22 protein-coding genes, 1 tRNA gene and 1 other annotated feature are annotated in these 24,165 nt (G+C 31.7%); of the genes, 5 read left to right on the top strand and 18 right to left on the bottom strand.

The features are described 5' to 3' along the window. Nucleotides 1-89: 89 nt before the first annotated feature. Both J2Z43_RS13925 and J2Z43_RS13930 read left to right on the top strand, forming a co-directional pair. Nucleotides 90-932, top strand: a complete 843-nt coding sequence (locus tag J2Z43_RS13925; RefSeq protein WP_209457714.1) for a pirin family protein — start codon at nt 90-92, stop codon at nt 930-932. A 438-nt stretch (nt 933-1,370) separates the two neighbouring features. Further along, nucleotides 1,371-1,447, top strand: a tRNA-Arg gene (locus tag J2Z43_RS13930). A 207-nt stretch (nt 1,448-1,654) separates the two neighbouring features. Here J2Z43_RS13930 and J2Z43_RS13935 read toward each other — a convergent pair. The 6 genes from J2Z43_RS13935 to J2Z43_RS13960 form a co-directional block, all read right to left on the bottom strand. Further along, on the bottom strand, nt 1,655-2,749 hold the full coding sequence (locus J2Z43_RS13935) for a putative NPN-dependent ornithine cyclodeaminase (RefSeq protein WP_209457715.1): 1,095 nt from the start codon (nt 2,747-2,749) through the stop codon (nt 1,655-1,657). A 116-nt stretch (nt 2,750-2,865) separates the two neighbouring features. Continuing rightward, a complete protein-coding gene (locus tag J2Z43_RS13940; RefSeq protein ID WP_209457716.1) occupies nt 2,866-4,332 on the bottom strand; it encodes a YfcC family protein in 1,467 nt (488 codons plus the stop codon). Between the two features lie 464 nt (nt 4,333-4,796). Then, a complete protein-coding gene (locus J2Z43_RS13945) occupies nt 4,797-5,564 on the bottom strand; it encodes a TatD family hydrolase (protein ID WP_209457717.1) in 768 nt (255 codons plus the stop codon). 23 nt (nt 5,565-5,587) lie between these two features. Then, entirely contained in the window at nt 5,588-7,519 is a 1,932-nt protein-coding gene (metG, locus tag J2Z43_RS13950; protein ID WP_209457718.1) for a methionine--tRNA ligase, read from the bottom strand. Between the two features lie 110 nt (nt 7,520-7,629). Then, nucleotides 7,630-7,856: a binding site (T-box leader), on the bottom strand. A gap of 169 nt (nt 7,857-8,025) precedes the next feature. Continuing rightward, nucleotides 8,026-8,547, bottom strand: a complete 522-nt coding sequence (locus J2Z43_RS13955; protein ID WP_027700911.1) for a spore maturation protein — start codon at nt 8,545-8,547, stop codon at nt 8,026-8,028. A 16-nt stretch (nt 8,548-8,563) separates the two neighbouring features. After that, nucleotides 8,564-9,127 (bottom strand): nucleoside recognition domain-containing protein, encoded by a 564-nt coding sequence (locus J2Z43_RS13960; protein WP_209457719.1) that lies wholly within the window; start codon nt 9,125-9,127, stop codon nt 8,564-8,566. Between the two features lie 151 nt (nt 9,128-9,278). Between J2Z43_RS13960 and J2Z43_RS13965 the strand changes: the two genes are divergently transcribed. Together J2Z43_RS13965 and J2Z43_RS13970 are read left to right on the top strand one after the other, a co-directional pair. Continuing rightward, entirely contained in the window at nt 9,279-10,709 is a 1,431-nt protein-coding gene (locus tag J2Z43_RS13965) for a nicotinate phosphoribosyltransferase (RefSeq protein WP_209457720.1), read from the top strand. Nucleotides 10,710-10,742: 33 nt separating this feature from the next. Continuing rightward, on the top strand, nt 10,743-11,171 hold the full coding sequence (locus J2Z43_RS13970) for an Lrp/AsnC family transcriptional regulator (protein ID WP_209457721.1): 429 nt from the start codon (nt 10,743-10,745) through the stop codon (nt 11,169-11,171). A gap of 95 nt (nt 11,172-11,266) precedes the next feature. Here J2Z43_RS13970 and J2Z43_RS13975 read toward each other — a convergent pair whose 3' ends face one another. The 10 genes from J2Z43_RS13975 to J2Z43_RS14020 form a co-directional block, all read right to left on the bottom strand. Beyond that, on the bottom strand, nt 11,267-11,932 hold the full coding sequence (locus tag J2Z43_RS13975) for an HD domain-containing protein (protein ID WP_209457722.1): 666 nt from the start codon (nt 11,930-11,932) through the stop codon (nt 11,267-11,269). Nucleotides 11,933-11,946: 14 nt separating this feature from the next. Further along, nucleotides 11,947-12,783, bottom strand: a complete 837-nt coding sequence (rsmI, locus tag J2Z43_RS13980; protein ID WP_209457723.1) for a 16S rRNA (cytidine(1402)-2'-O)-methyltransferase — start codon at nt 12,781-12,783, stop codon at nt 11,947-11,949. Further along, nucleotides 12,784-13,536 carry a tRNA1(Val) (adenine(37)-N6)-methyltransferase gene (locus J2Z43_RS13985; RefSeq protein ID WP_209457724.1) on the bottom strand — a complete coding sequence of 251 codons (753 nt, stop codon included), beginning with the start codon at nt 13,534-13,536 and terminating at the stop codon, nt 12,784-12,786. It lies immediately after the preceding gene. A 67-nt stretch (nt 13,537-13,603) separates the two neighbouring features. Further along, complete coding sequence (locus tag J2Z43_RS13990; RefSeq protein ID WP_209457725.1) at nt 13,604-14,497, bottom strand: PSP1 domain-containing protein; 894 nt, start codon at nt 14,495-14,497, stop codon at nt 13,604-13,606. Beyond that, entirely contained in the window at nt 14,494-15,429 is a 936-nt protein-coding gene (locus tag J2Z43_RS13995; RefSeq protein ID WP_209457726.1) for a DNA polymerase III subunit, read from the bottom strand. Before J2Z43_RS13995 ends, J2Z43_RS13990 begins: the two co-directional genes overlap by 4 nt. A 3-nt stretch (nt 15,430-15,432) precedes the next feature. After that, nucleotides 15,433-16,122: a dTMP kinase gene (locus tag J2Z43_RS14000; protein WP_209457727.1), complete on the bottom strand. Its 690-nt coding sequence runs from the start codon at nt 16,120-16,122 to the stop codon at nt 15,433-15,435. Between the two features lie 116 nt (nt 16,123-16,238). Next, the gene (locus J2Z43_RS14005; protein ID WP_209457728.1) at nt 16,239-17,729 is read right to left on the bottom strand and encodes an aminotransferase class I/II-fold pyridoxal phosphate-dependent enzyme; all 1,491 of its coding nucleotides are present in this window, start codon (nt 17,727-17,729) and stop codon (nt 16,239-16,241) included. 62 nt (nt 17,730-17,791) lie between these two features. Further along, nucleotides 17,792-17,983, bottom strand: a complete 192-nt coding sequence (locus J2Z43_RS14010; RefSeq protein ID WP_027700900.1) for a DUF378 domain-containing protein — start codon at nt 17,981-17,983, stop codon at nt 17,792-17,794. 161 nt (nt 17,984-18,144) lie between these two features. Next, nucleotides 18,145-18,684 (bottom strand): anaerobic ribonucleoside-triphosphate reductase activating protein, encoded by a 540-nt coding sequence (nrdG, locus tag J2Z43_RS14015; RefSeq protein WP_209457729.1) that lies wholly within the window; start codon nt 18,682-18,684, stop codon nt 18,145-18,147. Between the two features lie 109 nt (nt 18,685-18,793). Beyond that, nucleotides 18,794-21,145, bottom strand: a complete 2,352-nt coding sequence (locus J2Z43_RS14020; RefSeq protein WP_209457730.1) for an anaerobic ribonucleoside triphosphate reductase — start codon at nt 21,143-21,145, stop codon at nt 18,794-18,796. 446 nt (nt 21,146-21,591) lie between these two features. Between J2Z43_RS14020 and J2Z43_RS14025 the strand changes: the two genes are divergently transcribed. Continuing rightward, nucleotides 21,592-22,773, top strand: a complete 1,182-nt coding sequence (locus J2Z43_RS14025) for a pyridoxal phosphate-dependent aminotransferase (protein WP_209457731.1) — start codon at nt 21,592-21,594, stop codon at nt 22,771-22,773. 113 nt (nt 22,774-22,886) lie between these two features. On the opposite strand, the gene J2Z43_RS14030 is transcribed toward J2Z43_RS14025, so the two are convergent. Further along, on the bottom strand, nt 22,887-23,078 hold the full coding sequence (locus J2Z43_RS14030; protein WP_209457732.1) for a helix-turn-helix domain-containing protein: 192 nt from the start codon (nt 23,076-23,078) through the stop codon (nt 22,887-22,889). Between the two features lie 64 nt (nt 23,079-23,142). Next, a complete protein-coding gene (locus tag J2Z43_RS15095; protein WP_209457733.1) occupies nt 23,143-23,262 on the bottom strand; it encodes a hypothetical protein in 120 nt (39 codons plus the stop codon). Nucleotides 23,263-24,165: the final 903 nt, after the last annotated feature.

Below are 24,165 nucleotides of genomic sequence, written 5' to 3' on the forward strand. Positions count from 1 at the left end.
GAAAAAGATTGATAGAACAATAAACATTAAATAAATTATGAAGTTTACAATGAGTAAATTAAAATTAATATAGATAGGTGGTTTAAGTTATGAAAAGAGAAATACTTAAAGTAGTAAAAGGACAACGTACAGTAGACGGTGCTGGCGTTAATTTAGTAAGAGTACTTGGACATGATACAGTAGATGAGTTCGATCCATTCCTTATGTTAGATGCTTTTGATTCAACAGATCCAAATGATTATATCAAAGGGTTCCCATTCCATCCACATAGAGGTATTGAAACAGTGACATACTTAGTAAATGGAGAAATGGAGCATCAAGACAGCTTAGGAAACAAAGGTGTTATAAGAGATGGCGAGTGCCAATGGATGACTGCAGGAAGCGGTATTATGCACCAAGAGATGCCTAAAGCTTCCGATAAAATGTTAGGTCTGCAACTTTGGGTGAACCTACCTAAAGAAGACAAAATGACCGACCCTCAGTACTTCGATATTTCAAAAGATATGATAAAAACTTTTGAAGATGAAAAAAGTACAGTTAAAGTAATTGCAGGTAATTATATGAACAAAATAAAAGGTGTAGACCCTAAATTTATAAAAGTTACTTTATTAGATATAGATGTAAAACCAAATGAAGAATTCAATATAGATCTAAACGAAGAAGATAATATGTTCATCTACGTGATGACTGGTGAAGGATCTGTAGCAGGGAAAAAAGTTGAAAGTAAATCTGCAGTACTTTTCAATAAAGGCGATGAATTCAGTATAAAAGCTTCTGAAAATGGAATTAGATTTATATTGTTTGCTGGTAAACCACTACATGAACCTGTAGCTTGGGCTGGGCCAGTAGTTATGAATACTAGAGATCAACTTCAAGAGACTTTTAGAGAACTTGATGAAGGTACTTTTATAAAACATAATCCAAAAATGTAATACAAAATAAATAATTTAAATGATATGCCAACTTAAGACAATAGACATAAATATAGTCGTTGCTTTTAGTGGCATATCATTTTTTTGTATTTTTTAATCTTAAATAACAATTTATTTTTTTAATAATAGTATGTAACTCGTGAAACTTAATTTTATTGTTTTCTAATTAACACTAGATTTTTTATTTTCTAATATCAATGCCAGACTACGATAATATATTTTACTTTACAAAACAAATAAAAAGTGATAAAAATTAATTATAATAATATAATTTCTTTTTATAATATTATTAATGACTATAATTCTCCTAGGGCGAGGTGTAACGACCCCCATGGCTCAAAACTTTTAATATACGTCCCAGTACATCATCATGATATAAGGTTCGCCTCATAAGCTGTAGTCCAATACCTAAAGGATAAAAAGAATATTTGCTAATATGTCCCCGTAGCTCAGCTGGATAGAGCACTTGCCTCCTAAGCAAGGTGTCGTACGTTCAAATCGTATCGGGGACGCCATAACAATCACGCTCCCTATGCTTTTATGAAACAATTTTTAATCGCACAATTCTAATCATTAGTCGACTTCATTTAAAAAGGCTTTGCTGACAATTGACTTAACCCCATATAGGCCTTTATCTATCTAAGGTAAGAATAGAGGGATAAACTATATTTCTAATTTATCCCACTATATTTACAAATAATTATTACTAATTATATTAAAGTTTAATATGCTCCTACTCCTTTAGCAACATTTACTATAAAATCTTGAACATTAGCAACTATTCCAACTGCACTTAAACTACCTCTATCTGCTAATTTATTTATTGCAAACTCAGATACATCTACAGTATAGATAAATAATGGTCTTACTTCTCCATCTATAACACGAAAACTCGGTGACATATTTCCTGTTGCAATAGTATGAAGTTGAGTTGCTAAACAAATTATTGTTGTAGCTTTTCTTACTATATTTCTCATTGCATCTTGTGCATCATATGCACTCGGTATAACTTCTGGTAATGGTCCATCATCCCTTATAGAGCTTGCTAAAACAAATGGTGTTGAAGTTTTATCTAATGCATACATAATACCATCAGATATATTATGATCTTTAATAAACTGATGTATAGTTCCACTTCTACGAACTGCATTAAGTGTATCTAAATGATTATAATGTCCATTTACTTGGGATTCTTGAGTATATATATTTTGTCCAAGTGCAGTTTTTAAGTATGCTGCTTCAAGATCATGAGTTCCCAAAGCATTTCCTGCAAGAAGACCATTTGCATAACCATTTTCTACAAGAGCTTGCATTGCATGGCGAGCATCATGATCAAATGCAAAAGCTGGTCCCATTACCCAAACAATATTACCATTTTCTTTTTCATAGTCTAACAAACTATATAAATCATCATAATCTTTTGAGAATGCTGTCTCACGAGAACGTCCTTGTCTAAAAGCAAATTGATCTCCATTCTCTTCTTCAGCTGAAGTAAATCCATCAGGATATAAGTATATTCCTTCTGATCCATTATCAACTCTACCTAAAAATACTTTATCTCCAGCTTTTAAATTACGCATTTCTACTACATCAATTGTTCCACTTTCTCTTAGAACTACTGTACCATCCATTCTACTGTCTTCTGCAAGTTTCCATTCTCCATTAACTTTAAAATATTCTGGATACATTGAAGTTCCATGATAATTATCTGGCGCAACTCCATCTTTATCACATATTCCAATTTCGGCATCTTTTGAATTTACAAATTTCTCTAAAGAAAAATCTGGTTCTTTGTATTTTGGTATTTCAAAATTCATTTAATATTCCTCCCAAAGATCTATATTTTTTTTAATATATATTTTATAAAATATTATATTATCGCTCTAAAATTTATTTTATAATCATATAAAATTTGTAAATAAATTCTAATTCATTATAATATGAAGTTCGCTGAAAGTAAAATTATTAAACTAACTGATATAAGTAACATCACTGGTTTTTTGACAAATTTAAGCCATGTACCATAACTTATTTTATTTATTTCTATAGATGCCATAAGAACTCCTGAAGTTGGGCAAGTTAAATGTGCAATACCATGTGCGGATACATATATAATAACCATTAGTTCTGGTGAAATTCCAACATTATGTCCTAATCCTCCCATAATAGGCATCGATACATATGCTAATCCTGATGATGATGGAATTAATATACTCAAAAAGAAAAATATAATATATGAGCCTAATACAAAAATTACTGGTGATACTCCTTGTAATAGGTGACTAGCTCTATCAAGTATAAACATATCTAGATTTGTATCAGACATAAGTACTGAAGTTCCTCTCGATACTACAATAATCATTACTACTGGAATAACGTCCTTAGCGCCTTGCATAAATGCTTCTATTAGTTTTTCTTCACCAAGTTTACATATAATCCCAATTAATATTGCTATAGACAGAAACCACATAGATAAATCTCCGAAATACCATTGTCCCCAAGGTTCTCCAGTTAATATATTTGACCAATTATCAAATATATTAATATTAAATTTTTGCCATGGAATTAATGATATAAACATGACAAGAAATGAAAACCCAAATATATACATTGTTATCTTTTGACTTTTGGTCAAAGACTTTATTTCTTTATTGTCTTTTTTGATATTTTCATTCATATGACTATATTCTGATTCAGATAAAATACTAAACTTCATATTACTCTTTACTTTCTTCGCATATCCCATAACATAAATAATAGTAATTATGGTAGCAAATAATAATACTATACCACCTAATCCAAATATAATCCCTGCATTAGTGTCTATCCCAATTCCCTTTAGTGAATCCATTGCAACACCTGTAGAAAAAGGGTTTATTGTAGATCCTACAATTCCTACACCACTTCCAAGTAAAACCACTCCCAATACAACCATAGTATCAAATCCAGCAGCCAATAATGCAGCAGTTAGAATACCATATAGAGGAATCGTTTCTTCCCCAAAACCAAAAGTAGTCCCTCCTATTGCAAAGAATATTATAAGTATAGGCAATAGATATAACTCTCTTCCTTTAAGTTTATTTAATGATGAATTTAACGATGATGATAATGCTTCTGTTTCGTTAACCACATTTATAAAACCTGATAGCATAAATATAAATATTGCTATATCCATTGCATTTTTAAAGCCATTAAATGTAGCCATATAGAACACTGAAAATTTTGCTGGAATTACTTGAGCTATGCTGTCTTTAGACATCATAATCTCCTCTGCTATTGGAGATCCTGCAAATAATAAAGAACTTAATACTAATAAAATTTGTAGTATATATAATATACTAAATGATGTTAGAGAAAGCTTTTTTCTATGCTCTTTCTCTCTTAATGAAACAGTTCCCAATGTTTATACCTCCCTCGTATAATATAGTTGTAACTAAAAACTACTTAATTCTTTTCTATTTCATATTCTTTATGAGATAATATTTGTAACAGATAGATTGAAGCATAATCTTCCTTGAAAGAAGTTGCTCCTCTTCTTTACGTCTTTATGCGAATGAGCTGGATAGCACTTAGTTGATATATATTTAACGAGGTTGCATAGACGTAAAGTTCTAGAGGTCATTTTCTATCTGTAATATCTTATTAAAAACTAGTTGATTTTATGTTTTATTTGTAAGACCAAGCATGAGAAATATTGGAGCTGGAAATGCGTGAAACGTCACTTTTTTGTTACGAAACATATAAGTTTATATTTTGCCGTCGAAGATTTATTTTTCTTTTATTATTTCAACAAATTATTAAAAATCAATAAAATAACATTAAAAAAGGCGACTGCAAAATCGCAATCGCCTCTTTAAATCACTATTATATTCCGAAAAATATCTTGGCATTTTCCTTAGTTTTCTCACAAACCTCTTCATATGAAATTCCCTTTTCCTGGGCAATTTTATCAGCTACAAATGCTACTAATGAAGGATCATTTCTCTTTCCTCTATGAGGTTCTGGTGCCATATACGGTGAATCAGTCTCTATAAACAATTTATTTAGAGGTATTTCTCTAGCTACTTCCCTAACTTTTCTACTGTTTTTAAAAGTTACTGTTCCTGGTATTGATATATAGCATCCCATCTTTATATACTCTCTTGCCAACTCTACACTTCCACTGTAGCAGTGAAGAACACAACCAATTTCATTACTTTTATACTCTTTAATTATGTCAAAAGTATCTGCATGTGCATCTCTGTCGTGGATTATTATAGGTAATTTAAGCTCATTAGCAAGCAAAATTTGTTTCTTAAACCACTCTTTTTGGTCTTCTCTAGGTGAATGGTCGTAGTAATAATCAAGCCCTATCTCTCCTATTGCAACGACCTTATTATTTTTTGTCGCCATCTCTCTAAGTGTCTCTATTGCTGAATCGTCAAGTTCTGATACATCATGTGGATGTACACCCACAGCTGCGTATATAAAATCGTACTTATTAGATAATTCTACTGCAGATTTAGAAGTCTCTATATCCGCACCTGGATTTACTACTAAATCCACGTTCTTTTCTCTAAGCGATTTAATCAGTTCATCTCTATCTTCATCAAATCTCTCATCATTTAAATGTGCATGTGAGTCAAATAACATTTCTTCACTTCCTTCTTATATTGCTAACGGACTTCGCATCCATCCTTAGCTCCAGTAGTGTGTGGAAGAACTAAATCGTCTCCATCATCCCCAGCGGCTAGTATCATTCCTTGTGATTCTACGCCTCTAAGTTTAACTGGCTTAAGATTACATACTACTGTAACTTCTTTTCCTACTAAGTCTTCTGGCTTGTACCATTTAGCTATTCCAGAAACAATTTGTCTTGTTTCAGGTCCAATCTTAACTTGTGAAACTAAAAGCTTGTCTGCTTTCGGATGCTTTTCACATTTTATAATTTTACCCACTCTGAGCTCAACTTTATCAAAATCATCTATTGTTATTTCATCTTTATGAGTTAGAGGCTCTTCTTTCGGCTTATCTGAGAATATGTTTTCAAGCTCTTCAACTTCTTTATCAATATCTAATCTTGGGAATAAAGACTCTCCTTTAGATACTTTTACTCCTTCTTTTATAAGTCCAAAATACTTACTACTCTCCCAATTAGTTAAATCTTCTTGACCCGCTATTCCTAATTGATCGTATATTTTGTTTGCAGTCAAACTCATTATTGGATTGATAAGAGTTGCTATAACTCTTATAGATTCACAAAGATTGTATAAAACTGTATCTAATGTGTCTTTATTGCTCTCGTCTTTTGCTAAAGCCCAAGGCATTGTTTCATCTATATACTTATTAGTTCTTCTAACTAATTTCCAACAATTTTCTAAAGCTTCATGGAACTGTAGATTATCCATTTCTATATTAAAGTTTTCTACTGATTCTTTTGCTTGTTTCTTTAGTTCAGAATCAAATTCAGTCTCTACTTTAGCAGTAGGTATTATTCCATCATTGTACTTTTCAACCATTGATACTGTTCTGCTTACAAGGTTTCCTAAGTCATTTGCTAAATCAGAATTGATTCTTGATATAAAGTTTCTATTTGTATAACTTCCGTCGTTGCCAAATGCAAATTCTCTAAGTAAGAAGTATTTAAGAGCATCTACTCCGTATCTTTCTATTAATGGTTCTGGATATACTACGTTTCCTTTTGATTTACTCATCTTGTCATCGGCAAATAGTATCCAACCTGTCCCGTATACTTGCTGAGGAACTTCTAGATCTAAAGCCATAAGTATTGCAGGCCATATAATAGTATGGAATCTCACTATCTCTTTACCAACTAGTTGTACGTTTGCCGGCCAGAATTTTTTCATCTCTTCATTGTGATCAGTCATATATCCTAAAGCTGTGATATAGTTGCACAGTGCATCTACCCAAACATAAATTACATGTTTTTCATCGAATGGTACTTTTATACCCCAGTCAAATGTAGTTCTAGTTACACTAAGGTCTTCAAGCCCCTTATCTAAGAAGTTTGAAACCATCTCATTTCTTCTCGCAGCTGGAACACAGAAATCATCTCTCTTAAATAATTCTTTTAATCTATCTTCGTACTTTGATAGTCTGAAGAAATACGATTCTTCTTTAACTAGATAAGTCTCTCTTCCACAGTCAGGGCATTTATCCCCTTCTAGAAGTTGTGATTCTGTCCAGAAACTCTCACATGGAGTACAATATCTACCTTCATATTCTCCCTTATATATGTCGCCTTGCTCATATAGTTTAGTAAATATTTTTTGTATAATTTCAGTATGTCTTGATTCGGTAGTTCTTATAAAATCATCGTAAGATATATCTAGGTTTTTCCATAGATCTTTTATACTAGCTATTATTTCGTCTAGGAATTCTATTTCTGTCTTTCCCTCTTTAATAGCTGTCTTTTGGATTTTTTCACCGTGTTCATCAGTACCTGTCAAAAACTTTACATCGTACCCACAGAAACGCTTATATCTTGCTATTGCGTCTGCTGCAACTGTAGTATAAGTATGGCCTATATGTAATCTCCCACTTGGGTAGTATATAGGCGTTGTTACATAAAAACTCTTTTTATTCATAGCTTACCTCCTAAATTCTCCTTATCAATTTAGCGTTTATTGGGGTTTTACGCGCTAAATTGTGGCTTTTATTTAATTTATTGAAAATAAAAAACTCGCTCCTATGAATTCATAGGGGCGAGATTAATCACGGTACCACCCTAATTATCTGTCTATAAAAATAAACTGATATCTTAGAAGACTATAACGCGTCTAAACGTTCTACCCTAAAAGCAAATCGCTCACTCAGGCAAAAAGCTCCGAGACCATATTCAATAAACATTTTTTATTAGATCTCACCAAACTCTAACTCTCTGTGCAAAAATAATTTATTTACTCTTCTCTTCTTAGCATTTTTTAATATATAACCTAATCTTATTAAAATTATTTGTTTTTGTCAATGAGTATTCTCACTACTAGCAAACTTAAACAGAATTTTCTTACTATTTTATCGCAATATAAATTTTATTATATATATTCTATCATTCCTGAAAATTATAAATACATACATAAAATTTAAATAAAAATTAAACGAAAACTACATAACATATAAATACTGAAGCAATTACTCCTGCTACATGGCTTATCAATGCACAGGTAAGTGTGTGTCCAGTATTTTTAATTTTTAATCTTCCATAGTATATCGCCATTGTATAAAAAACAGTCTCTGATGCTCCCACAATTGTCGACCCCATTCTCTCTACAATAGTATCTATACCTACCCTCTGCGCCAGCTCGCTGTAAACTCCTAGAGCTCCACTACCAGAAAGAGGCTTGATCGTGATCAACCCGATTAACTCTTTTGGGATACTCATAGCACTTGCAATCGGTGAAAATATCCATTCTAGCATTTCTATGCCCTTTCCCGACTTAAATATACCTATAGCTAAGAATATACCAATTATGTACGGAAGAATCCCCCAAGCTGCCTTTAGTCCATCCACAGCCCCCCTTACAAAACTATCAAATACATCTACCTTCTTATATTTACCATAACCAACTATGTACAAGATTATTATAGGTATGAGGAAATTTGAAAACAGCTCCATAATCTATACCCTCCATCTATATTTTTTCTCTTCGTCTCTTTTGAAAAAATCTACAACTAAGTATCGCCACTATAGTTGAAATCAGAGTTGCAAACAGAGTCGTAATTATTATTTCACTTGGATTTCGTGATCCCATGTCCATTCTCAACTTGATTATAGTAAAAGGTACAATTTGAACAGACGAAATATTTATCACCAAAAACATAATCATATCGTTAGTCGCTGTGTCTTTTTTACTGTTTAGTGTCTGAAGTTCATCCATAGCTTTTAGACCGAATGCTGTAGCTCCATTTCCAGCTCCAAGCATATTCAACGCTATATTCATAACTATATACGACATAGCTTTATGACCTTTAGGTACTGTTGGGAATAAAAGCTTCATAATACCGCTTAGCTTTTCTCCTATTTTTTCTATAAGTCCAGACTCTTTTGCAATATTCATGATCCCCATCCAAAGAGCCATAATTCCAGCAAGACTTATAGCAAAATCAATTCCAGAGGATGTTTCTGAAAGAATAACTTTGTTTAATTCACCCAAATTATTAAAAGCTATACTTCCAATTATTCCTATTGTAATCATATAGAACCATATCTTTCCTATTTGAAACCACCTCCCTCTTGAATAATTTTATGAGTTTAGGGGCATACTTTATACTTGAAAATTGGACTATATTGTGTTTTAGTATTATTGTGTAGAGTTTTAATTAATTATTATTACAAGGAGATTTCATATGAGAAATTTAACACTTCTTACTGACTTGTATCAGCTAACTATGTTGAATGGTTATTTTGAAAACAATGTTCATGAAGATATCGTGATTTTTGACATGTTTTTTAGAAAAAACGCCTGTGATGGTGGGTATACAATAATTTGTGGAATAGACCAACTTGTTGAATATATAGATAATTTATACTTCTCTGATTCCGATATGGAGTATTTAAAAAGTTTAAATTTATTTTCTGATAAGTTCTTAGATTTTATGAAAAATTTTAAATTTACTGGAGACATATATGCTGTTGAAGAGGGTACGATTATGTTCCCTAATGAGCCAGTTATAACAGTAAAAGCACCTTTGTATCAGGCCCAGATTATAGAAACGGCTATGCTTACTATGGTGAACTTCCAATCGTTAATAGCTACAAAAGCCTCTAGAGTCTGTTTTGCGGCTCAAGGAGATCCTGTGCTAGAGTTTGGTCTACGCAGAGCTCAAGGACCTGACGCTGGCATATATGGAGCCAGAGCAGCAGTAATAGGTGGATGTGTAGCGACGTCTAATGTACTAGCTGGTAAAAAATTCGATCTACCTGTAGCTGGAACACATGCACATAGCTGGGTTCAAAAGTTTGACGATGAATTAGAGGCATTTGAAGCATATGCTAGAGTTTATCCAGACAAATGTATGTTGCTAGTAGATACTTACAATGTTCTCGAAAGCGGAGTACCAAACGCTATTAAAGTTTTTAAAGATGTATCTGAAAAAGGGTATAAACCAATTGGAATTAGGCTTGATTCGGGAGATCTTACTTATTTATCTAAAGAAGCTAAACAAATGCTCGATGATGCTGGTTTTCCTAATATGACCATAACAGCATCTAACGACTTAGATGAGTACACTATTACTGCATTAAAAGCTGAAGGTGCAAAGATAAATTCATGGGGAGTAGGTACAAAACTTATAACATCTGCGGATTCTCCTGCACTTGGTGGAGTTTACAAACTTGCAGCTTCTTATGAAGACGGCGTACTTACACCAAAAATAAAAATTTCTGCTAATCCAGAAAAAATTAATAATCCCGGCTATAAAAAAGTAGTCAGAATTTACAGCGAAAATGGCAAAGCAGAGGCCGATTTAATCACATTACACGATGAAAAAATAGATGAGTCAAAACCTCTAGAGATTTTCCATCCTACTTATACATGGAAAACTAAAACTTTTAAGAAATATAAGATAAAAGAGCTACTTCAGCCACTGTATATAAACGGAATATCAAAATATAATAAAAAGACTGTTACTGAAATAAAAAATCATGTACAATATGAATTAAGTACAATTTGGAATCAGTATAAAAGACTTTCAAATCCGCACATATATAAGGTCGACCTATCAAAAGAATTATGGGATCTAAAAACAAAGATGATAGATTCTAAGAAATCTCTATAGTATTATCATTTTTTATTAAGGGAGGAATTGTTGATGGATGTTACAGATTACAGAATCATAGAAATTTTGCAAGAAGATGGAAGGGTTTCCATGAAGGATTTAGGCAAGATAGTTGGTTTAACTTCTCCTGCTGTATCAGAAAGAGTTAAGAGATTAGAAGAGGCCGGAATAATTCAAGGATACAAAGCAATTGTAAATCCTGACAAGCTAGGTAGAGTAATAAAAGCGTTTATTCATATTTCTTTACCAAGCAACCAATATGAAGAATTTATTGAAGCTGCAAGAAAAGATACTCGTATCGTTGAATGTCATCATATAACTGGAGATGACTGTTCTCTACTAAAGGTCCTTGTTAAAGATATGTACGAGCTAGAAAACGTTATCGACAGTATTAAATCGATCGGATCGACTAAAACTTCGGTTATCCTGTCGACACCAATTCAGGCTAAATCAATTTTATAAATAAAATAGGAGACCCTTTACATGGAGTCTCCTATTTTTATCTTTATAAAATAATTTTTAATTCAATAAATCCAAGTATTAGCGATAAAAATAAATTACTCAGCAAATATCTTTAATATGCTCGGATCTTCTTTAGGATCTAACAACCTTCTTGTAGATATTATGTCGGCATACCCGAGGATCATCATTCCAATAGTATCATCTTGTAATTCTTCAAATATCTCAAATAATTTAGTCTTGCTTAAATCATTGGTTTTAAAAAGCTGAAGTAATGTCATATGATGCCTAACATATTTATATACTAAATCAGTTAAACTTACATCTTCAACTATCCCGGAAAGTAAATCTTTAGATATATCCGCACCAGTTATCTCATGACCTCTAAAGCGAGCTCTTCCTTCGCTATCTACAGTCCTACTTGCGGGCTTTCCAACATCGTGTAGAAATATTCCAATCTTTAAGGCATCTTTTTTTGTGACTTTCTCGCAGACTTCTGTATCTAAATAGTTCTTAACAAAATCAGCCAAATGACTTGAAAAGAAACTCAATGTACCTACAGACATGATACTTTCATACTCTTTTAATGCGTTAATTGAATGCTCATAGCAATTTACCTTGTGGTATTTGCACTCTCCCACTCGCTTCATTTCTACTACTTGAGGGATAATTTTCTCTAAAATCCCTTTTCTATCAAGATTTATCAATATTTCACTCGTATTAAATTTTCTAAAACTATCAATAAACTCTCTAGCATATTCCATAAAATGCACCTACTTTATATATCTAATACCTGTTTATACACTATGTCTTTCTTAAGCTTTCTGTCCTTGCAAACTATTTTTATAGCTTCTTTTTTATCTATACCATCTTCTATAAGTTTTATAACATACTCTCTGTCGTTCAAAGAGCTATAATCATCTGTCTTAGTCTTCTCTCCTGTAAATCCCTCTAATATCAATACGAATTCACCTTTAACCTCATCTCTGTCATTAAAAATATCTAAAGTCGACTCTACATTATTTCTTAGTATCTCTTGATATTTTTTTGATATCTCTCTATTTACACATATATTTCTATTTCCTAGTATTTTCAAGATATCTTTTAAAGTTTCTTTGAGTCTATGAGGTGATTCATATAAGATGATTGTTCTGTCTTCTTCTTTAATCTCTTCTAATCTTTTACGTCTAATCTTCTTATCTCTATCCAAAAATCCTTCAAATACAAACTTCCCTGTATCCATTCCAGACCCTACTAATGCAGTTACAAATGCTGTAGCTCCTGGTAAAACCTCGACTTCTATATTATTGGCTATTGCCTTTTTTATTATTCCTTCTCCTGGATCAGAAATACCTGGCATTCCTGCATCGCTTATTACCGCTATATTTTCTCCATCGAGTAATTTATTTATAAGGTAATCCCCTTTTGAACTTTCGTTATGCTCATGATAACTAGTCAAAGGCTTTGATATATCAAAGTGATTTAATAGTTTAATACTGTGTCTTGTATCTTCTGCAGCTATTAAATCTACTTCATTTAATACTCGCAATGTTCTATAAGTTATGTCCTCCAAATTTCCAATTGGAGTTGGACATATGTATAATTTACCACTCATCTAAACCTCTCCTATATCTTCATTTTCATATATGCTATTAATTTCCTCAGTATAATTCCCATCATTATCGTAAACATAAAGCGGGTCCAAAATCTTCAAATCCGGTCTTCCGCATTTCGCATACTCAACTAACAATAAGTTCGGCGCCTTGTTTGGTTTAGGATGTATAAATCTAATAGCCTTTGGCTCCATTTTATATTTTCTTCCTATAGTAATTATATCTACTAGCCTTGTAGGCCTGTGAATCATATAAAACTTTCCTTGATTAGTTAAAAGCATCGATGCCGCTTTTATTACATCATCTAAATTACATTTAACCTCATGTCTAGATATAGCTTTCTTATTATTTGGGTTTTTTATTCCATCAGTATGCATATAAGGCGGATTTGAAGTTACTACATTGCATATATTCTTACCAAGAGTTTTCTCAATATCTTTAATATCCCCATTTATAATTTCAACTCTATCTTCAAGATCATTTAATTTTACAGACCTAGTAGCCATTTCATGAACATCTTCTTGGATTTCTACTCCAATTATATTTTTTGCCTCGCTTTTTCCTGAAATCAGAATAGGCACTATCCCGGTTCCCGTACCTAGATCAACTACAGTCGACCCCTTTTTAACTTTCGCAAAGTTTGCAAGCAGTACTGCATCTACTCCAAAACAGAATCCCTCTGTATCTTGTATTAATTTTAAACCTTTAAATTGTAAGTCATCTATTCTTTCACTAGGCTTTAACTCAACCTCCATAACTTTTCCTTTCCATAGTTACGATTAAAAAAAGGTGGAATTAATCCCACCATTTTTTTGTACTATATTAATCTTCTAATTTTTTAAGTTCTTTAAGAGTCGCTGCATCCAAACCATCGTCATGTTTATTTTGGCATTTACAGCTATCACATCTCTTCGCTTCTTTTAGTATCTTTACCTCTTCTCTTAAATACAGTTTAATAGTCTTGTCCTGATATTCAACCTTAATTTGTTCAAGAAGTGGATTTATCTCACACACTTTACCTTTTCCGTCGTCTGTTTGAACTAATGAACCTACAACAGGCATTTTATCAAGAGCTTCAGCGTAAACTTCGTGCTCATATTTAAGACAACAGAATAATCTAGCACATATACCAGATATTTTTGTTGGGTTTAACGATAAACTTTGATCCTTTGCCATTTTAATTGATACTGGTTGGAAATCTCCTAGCCATGATGAACAGCAAAGCTTCCTACCGCAAGGACCAAGCCCTCCTATAGATTTTGCTTCATCTCTTACTCCTATTTGTCTAAGCTCAATTCTAGTTTTAAATATAACTGCTAAGTCTTTTACAAGCTCCCTAAAATCTATTCTTCCCTCCGCGGTAAAATAGAAAATTAATTTATTTCTATCAAAAGTGTATTCGCAATCAATTAAATACATATCTAAGTTATGTTCTTTAATCTTATTCTGGCACACTTCGAAAGTTTCTTTAGCTTTTTCTTTGTTTTCACGGTAGATATTTTTATCGTCTTCAGTAGCTATTCTTATAATGGGTTTTAAAGCTGTTGCAAGTTCGGCCTCATCCATCTCTCTTGGGCCGACAACTACCTTACCAAACTCTAACCCCCTAGCTGTTTCAACGACAACGTCCATATTTTTTTCTATATCAAAATCGACTGGGTCAAAATAGTACACTTTACCAGCATTCTTAAATCTTACACCTACTATCTTTATCATTTAATCACCTCATATATATTTAAAAACATTACCTGCATGTTTATATTAAAGTTACAATTACTCCTTGATTTTTTCTTTGCCTCTTCTATTATACCAATAATTCTAGAGACTTGCGAATAGGTAATTTTTATACTTATGCTTTCAAGAAAAGTTATTTTGTCTATATTTATAAGCATATCCCTGTCAACACGCTCTTTAAGCAATACTATATCTCTAAAATAATCTATTATTATATCCAACAAATCTATTATTTCTGATTTGTATTTATCTATATCATTTGGCAATTCTAAAATATCAACTGTATTTTTATCAAATAATACTTTAATGAATTTTTGCACATCGTCTCTCATATCAGTAAACTCTGTTGAATTTGCCAAATCCAAGGCTCTCTCTAAACTTCCTCTTGAAAATGAAGTTAGGAGAGTTGCTTTTTTTTCTTCAACCCCATTTTGCACTAGATATCCAACCATCTCATTATGTGGAATTGAATTAAATTTTACTATATCACATCTAGATTTAATTGTATCAAGTAATGCTTCTTTGTTGTTTGTCACTAAAATTATTATTGCATACTGAGGTGGTTCTTCCAATGTTTTAAGAAGTGCATTTTGCGCTTCTACAGTCATTTTCTCAGCATTGTTTAATATATATATTTTGTATTTATTGTGTGGTTTGATTATTATATCAGACTGTAGCTTTCTAATTTGATCTACTTTTACACTGTTTCCATTAGGAAATACATCTATATAGTCTGGGCTATTCTCAGGATGCTCTATTTCAAGAAGTATCTTTGCTAATTCATAAGCCATTTTCTTCTTTCCTATGCCATCAATGCCTTCAAACATATACGCACTATTTAGTTTGTCGTTATTAATCGAACTCTTTAAGTATTTCTTTGCAAAACTTTGACCTATTATATTATCAAAATACATAATCTATCTCTCCACATTATTTATTGAATCAAGAGCATACTTATAAACCTCTTCATGTATGCTATCAATACTCTTTAGTTTGCCCGCTTCAACACAATCTATCTTATTCCAACCGTATTGATAGGCTATATCGATGGAATTATTATAACACTTAGCTAGATACTCCACATCCACTTCATGTATATCCTTTTCAGCTTCTCCAGTTATTTTATTTTTTCTATTTTTCATAAGCTCTGTACTGTATTCAATAGGTACATCTAAAAATATTACACAGTCTGGTTTAGGGATTTTAAACATCTCAAATTCGTATTCTGTAAGCCAATCTAAATACTTATCCCTTTCAGATACATCCATTTTAGAGGCTTGGTGTACCATATTTGATGTAGTGTATCTGTCAGCGATAACTATACCACCAGCTGTATAAAACTCTTCCCATTCTGTCTTAAAAGACGCATATCTATCTACTGTAAAAAATGTAGACGCAACATAAGGATCTACTTCGGATGCACTTTTACCGAAATCACCCCTTAGATACATTTTTACAAGAGCAGAAGACTCCGATTTATAGTTTGGATATTCTACCTTTTTGATATTATGACCCTCAGTTACCAATCTATCAAATAATTTCGATGTTTGAGTAGCCTTTCCACTCGCATCAGAACCACTTTCTATAATTATCAATTTACCGCTCAATTTGATACCTCCATACGATGACTACAGTCTCTATATAAAAATATATAATTTCTACAACTTTATATATTGCATATCTGATTTATGTATAACTAATTACTGCAGTCTAATAATTTCTTTTATATATCAACACTATTGTCTATTACTTCTATAAATTTCAAATCTTTATCCCTAGATCCACTAATATACATCCCTTTTTCTTTGCAATAAAGAATGTACTCTAATACTTCTCTATCTACAATTTCTCCTGGTGAAATGAGATTCACTCCCGGCGGATAAGGTGTTAGACTTTCTGCGCATATTTGTCCTATGCTTTTATCTATTTTAACACTTTTCGTGTGTTTATAAAATGCTTGTAAAGGAGTTAATGCTTTTTTGGGTGTTATTTTGGGAATTTCTATTTGTTCTAAAATTTTTTTACCCTTTATATTCTTCTTTATATCCATTAGCGCAATTTTAAGCTTATCGAAATCATCTATTTCATTTGCTATACTACACAATAAAAGTACACCATAGTAGTTAGAAAGTTCCACTTGTATATTGTATTTGTATCTTAAAATCTCTTCAAATTTATATCCATCTATACCCAACTCAGTTGAAGAAATAAATATCTTCGTTTTATCCATAGGTTGAAATATTTTAAAATCCGCACTTTTTAGGTAAGTATTTTTAACAGGTCTAGTTTTACATAAATTTCTATCGCTAGCTATGTATACTACTTCAAAATTGCTATTAAATTCTTCTATATTCAGTAAAAGCTCTTCCATTAGTTTCTTTCCGTATCTTTCGTATATATCGACTGCAATCTCCAGTGATGTTAATAGTAAATAAGAAGGGCTTGAAGATTCTAGTATTCTCAGAAAGCTCGATACCATATTAGTATCAACTCTACTGCTATTTATATGCAATAATGATGATTGGGTAAATGAAGGAAGTGTCTTGTGACAACTTTGAATTACAATATCTGCGCCTAGTTTTAAGGAACTTGTCGGGAGCTTTTCACTAAGCTCTAAATGTGCTCCATGCGCTTCGTCAACTATCACTAAAATGCCTTTAGAATGTGCGTATTCACATATTTTCCCTAAATCATACGTCATACCATAGTAAGTAGGATATGTAAGTACAATAGCTTTTGCATCTAAATTTGAATCGATAACTTCTTTTACAGATTCTACCTTTATACCTTTAAGTATACTTGTTTTCTCACAAATATTATACGGAATATAAACTGGATCAATATTTCCCAATATACATGCATTTACAACTGATTGGTGACAATCCCTATTTACAATAATTTTACTATCGTTGTCATTACAAACAGATAAAATTGCTGCCTGAATTCCACAGGTACTTCCATTAACTAAATAATATGTATGTTTCGCGTTAAACACTTTAGCTGCTCTCTCTTGTGAGCTTTTGATAATTCCCCCTGGAGAGTGTAGGTTGTCAGTTCCTATTATCTCAGTTGTATCTATTTTATATATTTCATCTAAAATTTCAATGTACCCTAGTTTTCTAAATATCCTACCATTTTTATGACCAGGAGTGTGAAACGATATTATATCTTTATTTTTATTTTCGATCAATCTACTGACAATAAAGTTTTTCATATGTCCCCCTAAAAAATGTTTAAGCCGTTGATTTATTATCAACGGCTTAAACTTATAGATTATTATCTTCTATCATCTGACATTAAACTTGGTATTAAGTAAAGTCCAGCAAGACCAACTATAAAGAATATAATTCTACTTACCATCGAGTAAGTACCGCCAAATATACTTCCTATTAAGTCGATACCTAATATACCAACAGCTCCCCAGTTAAGAGCTCCTATTATTGCTAATAATAATGCACATTTTCTCATTAAATAATCACTCCTCAAGAATTAAAATTTTATTTTTATAATATCCTGAGAATAGTTTGCCCATTTTTTTTATTTATACTATAATTTTAACATATTTTTTAAGATTTTATAGGTTTATCACTATATTCCAAATCGATTTAAAATTTTTCAAAAAGATTTTTCTACTCTGCAATAGATAAATCTCTATCTGCATAAACATTACTCAAGCAAACTTTTTTATTTTTTAAACTCTTCTGAACATCAATTATCCTCTGATTAGATGATCCCCTAAACGTCAAACTTATATCTTTTTTCTCTTCTACGAATTTACCATCCACTAAAATATCTATGTTTTTAAGTAAATTTAAATTTTTAAAGTAAGCGTCATTTGACTTGTCCAAAAGTTTTTCATACGTAAATCCAGTGTATGCCCATACATCTAGATTATATTTTTTAGCTTCACATGCTATTTCTTCTAAAGCTTCTGGTTGCAAAAATGGCTCTCCACCAGAAAGTGTAATTCCCTTTTGCAATTTTAGAGTCTTTAGTTTATCAATTATTTCGTTCGTTTCTATTTCAAATCCACCGCACAGATCGTGTGTTTGCGGATTATGGCAATCCTTGCAATTATGGATACAACCTTGAGTCCATATTACCATTCTAAGCCCCGGTCCATCTACAATACTGTCAGAGGTAATCGATGATGATAATCTTAATTTCATTAATTAATCCCCCAAAATCTATTATTTTATCATAAGTTTATATGTCTATATATAAAGCTTTATACTTTAATTCTCTCTATTTCGATATTAAATATTTTATCTAATATTTTTATTGATGTTTAACTCTGTCCATTACTTCTGCTTTTTTTGCGTTGTTAAATCTATCTACTGTCCCAACTAAGTATCCAGTAATTCTTCTTATTCTATCAAATTTTACTGGGCTGTCGTTTTCATCTCTTCCGCACACTGGACATATGTTTCCAGATATAACTCCAGAGAATCCACATACTGGATCTCTATCAACAGGGTGGTTTATACTGCCGTATCCTATACCCATATCTCTCATAGCTCTTATTATAGTTTCAAAAGCCTCTAAGTTGTTTGAAGTATCTCCATCTAGTTCAACATAAGTTATATGACCAGCATTAGTAAGTTCATGGTATGGAGCTTCCTTTGCTATTTTATCAAAAGCACTCATATTATGGTAAACAGGTACATGGAATGAATTAGTATAGTAATCTCTATCAGTTATTCCCTTGATTTCACCGTAAACTTTCTTGTCTATTCTAGTAAATCTACCAGAAAGCCCTTCAGCTGGTGTAGCTATTAAAGAGAAGTTCAATTTGTACTGTTCTGCTGCATCGTCCATTCTCTTTCTCATATGAGATATTATTTTTATACCCAAATCTTGAGCTTCTTTACTCTCTCCATGATGCTGCCCAATAAGTCCTACAAGACACTCAGCTAATCCTATAAATCCTATTGTAAGCGTACCTTGTTTTATAATTTCATTTAACTTATCCTCTGGATCTAATTTTTCAGAGTCGAGCCATACACCTTGTCCCATCAAGAATGGGAAGTTTTTCATTCTCTTATTTCCTTGAACCTGCATTCTTTCCAATAATTGATCTATCAACAGATCTATTTTTTCATCAAGTTCTTTAAAAAATCCATCGATATCTGTGCTCCCGCCTTTAACTACTCCGTGCTTAATACCAAGTCTTGGAAGGTTTATAGTTGAGAAAGATAGATTTCCTCTACCACTTACAGTCTCTGGACCGCAAACATTAGATACAACTCTAGTTCTACATCCCATGTAAGTCGCTTCAGTATCAGGGTCGCCTTCTTTATAGTACTTAGCATTAAATGGGGCATCTAAGAAACTGAAGTTAGGGAATAGTCTCTTTGCAGAAACTCTACAAGCTAGTTTGAATAAATCGTAGTTTGGATCTTCTGGATTTAAACTCACTCCTTCTTTAACTTTGAAAATAAGTATTGGGAATATAGGAGTTTCTCCATTACCAAGTCCTTTCTCTAAAGATAGTAGAAGATTTTTAGTTATCATTCTACCTTCTTCTGATACATCTGTACCGAAGTTCACACTAGAAAATGGAACCTGTGCACCTGCTCTAGAGTGCATTGTATTTAAATTGTGTATAAATGCTTCCATAGACTGGTAAGTTCTCTTATCCGTTTCCTTTATAGATTCTTCATATGCAAATTCTTGTGTTTTCTTCGCAAGCTCTGAATCTATATCCAACTCTTTTATAAGATTTTCATACTCTGATTTTAGATAAACTTCATCTCTTTTTAGTCCAACTTTTCTAGATGTCTCTTCTTCTGTTTTATTTACTATATCTTTTATTTTAGACTCATCATCCAATCCTTTAAACAATTTTAAAGATTTAGATATATTTCCGATATAAAACTTCTTAAATGTCTTATAAACTCCTTCAGCTAGTCCATAATCAAAGAAAGGTATGCTTTGTCCGCCATGTTGATCATTCTGGTCGCTTTGTATAGCTATTGCAGCCAAAGCACCGTAACTTATAATATCATTTGGCTCTCTTAAAAAACCATGACCAGTTGAAAATCCACCTTTAAATAGTTTTCTTACATCGATTTGACAACATGTAAGAGTTCCCATATTAAAAAAGTCCATATCGTGTATATGTATATCACCATTATCATGTGCAAAAGCATGCTCTGGTTTCAATGAATACGTCTTACAAAACTCTTTAGACACTGTACTACCGTACTGTAACATAGTACCCATAGCAGTATTTCCATTTATATTAGCATTTTCTCTCTTTATATCAGCATTGTCTGCATCTTCGAAAGTAATCTCTTCAATAGATTTCATCAGTCTAGTCTTTGAATTTCTTACTCTACTTCTCTCGGTTCTGTAGATTATGTACTCTTCACTAGTTCTAGCATGTCCAGATTCTATAAGGACTTTTACTACAGCATCTTGTACATCTTCCACCCCTGGAGTCTCTTCCGCGAACTTTTTATTTAAATGTCTTATAACCTTATTTGTCAATTCCTCAGAAACTTTATAGTCAGGTACAGTTCCCTCTTTTTCAGCTACACTTGTAGCAGCTAAAAATATAGCTCTCGTAACTCTATCTTGATTAAAAGGTATTGTTCTACCATCTCTTTTTTTTACAGACTTAACCACTTTGAAAATCCCCCATTCACCAATTTATATCATCTTTTGTTATAAATTTAAATTTTTAGTATAATTTTTTATATAATATTATTTTATTTTAGAATAATGTCGCTTATTATTTACATAATATGCTCTTACTATATATAGTGTTTCATTTTTTGATAACCACTATATGTAGTGTTAAATGTCGAAAAAAATCCCCTTTAACTAAGTTAAAGGGACTTTCTATTCTTAAGCTATTTAAAGATTACCAAATTTAATTGAGATAGTCAATATTGATCAACTTATTGAAATTGCTATCTGTATATTTTGAACACCAGCAATTGTAATACTTATAAATAAAATAAATATTTTTGTATTTTTGAGCATAATTTTTGTAATAATAGAATAATCATATATGTTAAATTCAATTTTTATCGTATAATATAAATAGTTATTTTTAAAGGAGGGATCTTATGTTATCAGATAGACTAAACTTTTTAACTCCATCCTATACAGTAGGTATTAGTTCTAAAGTAAAAGAAATGAAGAAAAACGGAATTGATGTAATAAACCTTAGTATTGGTGAACCAGATTTCAACGTTCCCGAAAAAGCGAAATCATATGGAATTGATTCTTTAAATATGAATTACACAAAATACGATTTAGTGCCAGGCCTTGCAGTATTAAGAGAAGAAATATGCAATAAGCTAGAAAAGGAAAATAAATGCAACTATACGCCTGACGAAATAGTAGTAACAAGCGGTGCCAAGACATCCATAACAAATGCTATATTAGCGATTACAAACTACGGTGATGAAGTTATACTTCCAAAACCATATTGGGTTAGTTATCCTGAAACAATTAAGTTGCTAGGTGCAGTCCCAGCATTTTTAGATACAAAAAAGGAAAATGGATTTAAAGTTACTAAAGAAGAATTAGAACAAGCAATAACATCTAAAAGCAAAGCAATAGTAATCACAAATCCATCAAACCCAACAGGCAGTGTTTACACTAAGAAAGAATTAGAAGATATAATTGATGTATGTATCAAAAACAGCATCTATATAATAGCTGACGAAATATACGAAAAAATATGTTATGTAGAAGAATTCACATCAGTAGCATCTTTAAGTGAAGAAGCAAAAAACATAACTATCACTATAAATGGATTCTCAAAATCAGCAGCTATGACTGGACTTAGAGTCGGTTATACTGCATCGAATAAAGAGATCGCTAAAGCGATGAGTTCTATACAAGGACATTTGGTATCACACCCTAGTCAAACATCTCAGTACATTGCTTATGGAGCCTTAAAAGAATGTTCTAAAGATATAGACAGAATGATAGACACATACAGATACAGAAGAAATCTAATTGTAGAAAAATTAGACTCAATGGATAATGTAGGTTATGTAAATCCAGATGGAGCATTTTATGCTTTTATTGACTTAAGCAAAGTCGCTGAAAAGTACGATTTCAAAGATAGTTTCTCAATAGAGTTCTGTGCTGAGTTTTTAGAAAAATGTAGAGTTGCTGTAGTTCCTGGAAAGGCATTTGGACTTGATAATTATGTTAGAATCTCTTACGCATGTAACGAGAAGGACTTCTTAGAAGGACTTAATAGAATGGAGCAGTTTATATCTTCAATTATGTAGTCTTTTGAGGATACATTACAAAATAGATATAGAATTGTGAAAGGAAAATCCCTGTACCACAGCTTTTAAAAATGCTGTAACTGTACAGGGATTTTCCTTTCACACTTCTATATCTATTTGTCCTCTATGTTGTAAAGATCCATCTTATAGTATAGTATCGACCTTGGTATGTTTAATAACTTAGCCGCAGTTGATTTATTTCCATCGCTAACTTTTAATGCTTTAAGTATATGTTTAATTTCAATATCTCTTCTTGCCCTACTTAGATCCAGAGGGTAATCAGTATCGTCTTGATCTAAGTACATATCTTGTAATTCAACTACATATATTTTTTCCTCATTTATAACATTATTAAAAGCTCTAATAGCTTCAGTATTTTTTGATTTGACCGCTTAAGCTACCCTTTTGCACTCTCTCTCCTACACTTACAACAGGAGTATTTATTGAACCGATATGTTGTTTTAACGAAATAGGATATAGTTTATTCAAATGATCTCCCTCCTTATGTTTTATACTTTTATATAAATAAATATAAATGTTAATTTTTTATTTATATAAAAATATGATAGCAATTTATGTGCCATAATCTATCCATTCCCAGAAATCCTTGAAAACACTAACTATATATATTTAAAACAAATTTTCTAATTATATCTTAAATTCATATAGGTCAATTAATTGACAATATTTTATAACTAATAGATTTTTCTTTATAATTTAGATATATTTTTATCAATTATGTCCGTTTTTTAACATCGTCTTCATATTTGACATTACTGAAAGGATACTATAATAATTATGGCGAAATTCAAATTTAAATTAGAAAATTAATTTAAATTTTATCAATATTAATTTTTTAAATCCATTTATAAATTTAATGGTCAGCTAATTGACAAAAATAAGATAAAATCATCATAAATTTGATAATGATAAGAATAAATAAAAAAGTGTCAGTTAAGAGACATCTGCCTCCATACTGACACTTTTTTAATTATTTATTATTTCAACTATTAATTAATATTATGTTTTAACATACAATCAAATTTCGCTGTGTTAATTAAACTCTCTCAGATCTTGACCTGCTCTTGCTCCTTCCCACAGTTTCTTAGCCAGCCTACTTGCTCTTGAATTTGACTTTGACTTTGACTTTGATCTTCCCCGCAACACAGCCCTAACGTAGGAAGCTTTTAAGGTTTTAGATTTAAATAAAATAGAGGTTAATGGTTGAATTTCGAATGGATATGAGGATGATGTTGTGAGCTTGTAGACGTCTGGCGTGGTTTCTTAGCCAGCCTACGCTCACAATGTCGTCATCATATACGTTCGGAATTTAATCATTAACCCCTTCATTTATTTTAAATCAAAACTAAAAAAAGACTACGTGGCTACGTC

It is taken from the genome of Metaclostridioides mangenotii (assembly GCF_017873185.1).
GTDB lineage: Bacteria > Bacillota > Clostridia > Peptostreptococcales > Peptostreptococcaceae > Metaclostridioides > Metaclostridioides mangenotii.

Coding starts and splice junctions, on each gene's coding strand:
- J2Z43_RS13935 (WP_209457715.1), bottom strand. CDS start 2,749: ATGAATTTTGAAATACCAAAATACAAAGAACCAGATTTTTCTTTAGAG.
- J2Z43_RS13925 (WP_209457714.1), top strand. CDS start 90: ATGAAAAGAGAAATACTTAAAGTAGTAAAAGGACAACGTACAGTAGAC.
- metG (WP_209457718.1), bottom strand. CDS start 7,519: ATGAATAAAAAGAGTTTTTATGTAACAACGCCTATATACTACCCAAGT.
- J2Z43_RS13985 (WP_209457724.1), bottom strand. CDS start 13,536: ATGGAGGTTGAGTTAAAGCCTAGTGAAAGAATAGATGACTTACAATTT.
- nrdG (WP_209457729.1), bottom strand. CDS start 18,684: ATGAAATTAAGATTATCATCATCGATTACCTCTGACAGTATTGTAGAT.
- J2Z43_RS14025 (WP_209457731.1), top strand. CDS start 21,592: ATGTTATCAGATAGACTAAACTTTTTAACTCCATCCTATACAGTAGGT.
- J2Z43_RS13965 (WP_209457720.1), top strand. CDS start 9,279: ATGAGAAATTTAACACTTCTTACTGACTTGTATCAGCTAACTATGTTG.
- J2Z43_RS14030 (WP_209457732.1), bottom strand. CDS start 23,078: ATGTACTTAGATCAAGACGATACTGATTACCCTCTGGATCTAAGTAGG.
- rsmI (WP_209457723.1), bottom strand. CDS start 12,783: ATGAGTGGTAAATTATACATATGTCCAACTCCAATTGGAAATTTGGAG.
- J2Z43_RS13975 (WP_209457722.1), bottom strand. CDS start 11,932: ATGGAATATGCTAGAGAGTTTATTGATAGTTTTAGAAAATTTAATACG.
- J2Z43_RS14010 (WP_027700900.1), bottom strand. CDS start 17,983: ATGAGAAAATGTGCATTATTATTAGCAATAATAGGAGCTCTTAACTGG.
- J2Z43_RS14005 (WP_209457728.1), bottom strand. CDS start 17,729: ATGAAAAACTTTATTGTCAGTAGATTGATCGAAAATAAAAATAAAGAT.
- J2Z43_RS13970 (WP_209457721.1), top strand. CDS start 10,743: ATGGATGTTACAGATTACAGAATCATAGAAATTTTGCAAGAAGATGGA.
- J2Z43_RS13995 (WP_209457726.1), bottom strand. CDS start 15,429: ATGTATTTTGATAATATAATAGGTCAAAGTTTTGCAAAGAAATACTTA.
- J2Z43_RS13960 (WP_209457719.1), bottom strand. CDS start 9,127: ATGATTACAATAGGAATAATTGGAAGTATAGCTTTTAATAATTTGGGT.
- J2Z43_RS13990 (WP_209457725.1), bottom strand. CDS start 14,497: ATGATAAAGATAGTAGGTGTAAGATTTAAGAATGCTGGTAAAGTGTAC.
- J2Z43_RS13955 (WP_027700911.1), bottom strand. CDS start 8,547: ATGGAGCTGTTTTCAAATTTCCTCATACCTATAATAATCTTGTACATA.
- J2Z43_RS13945 (WP_209457717.1), bottom strand. CDS start 5,564: ATGTTATTTGACTCACATGCACATTTAAATGATGAGAGATTTGATGAA.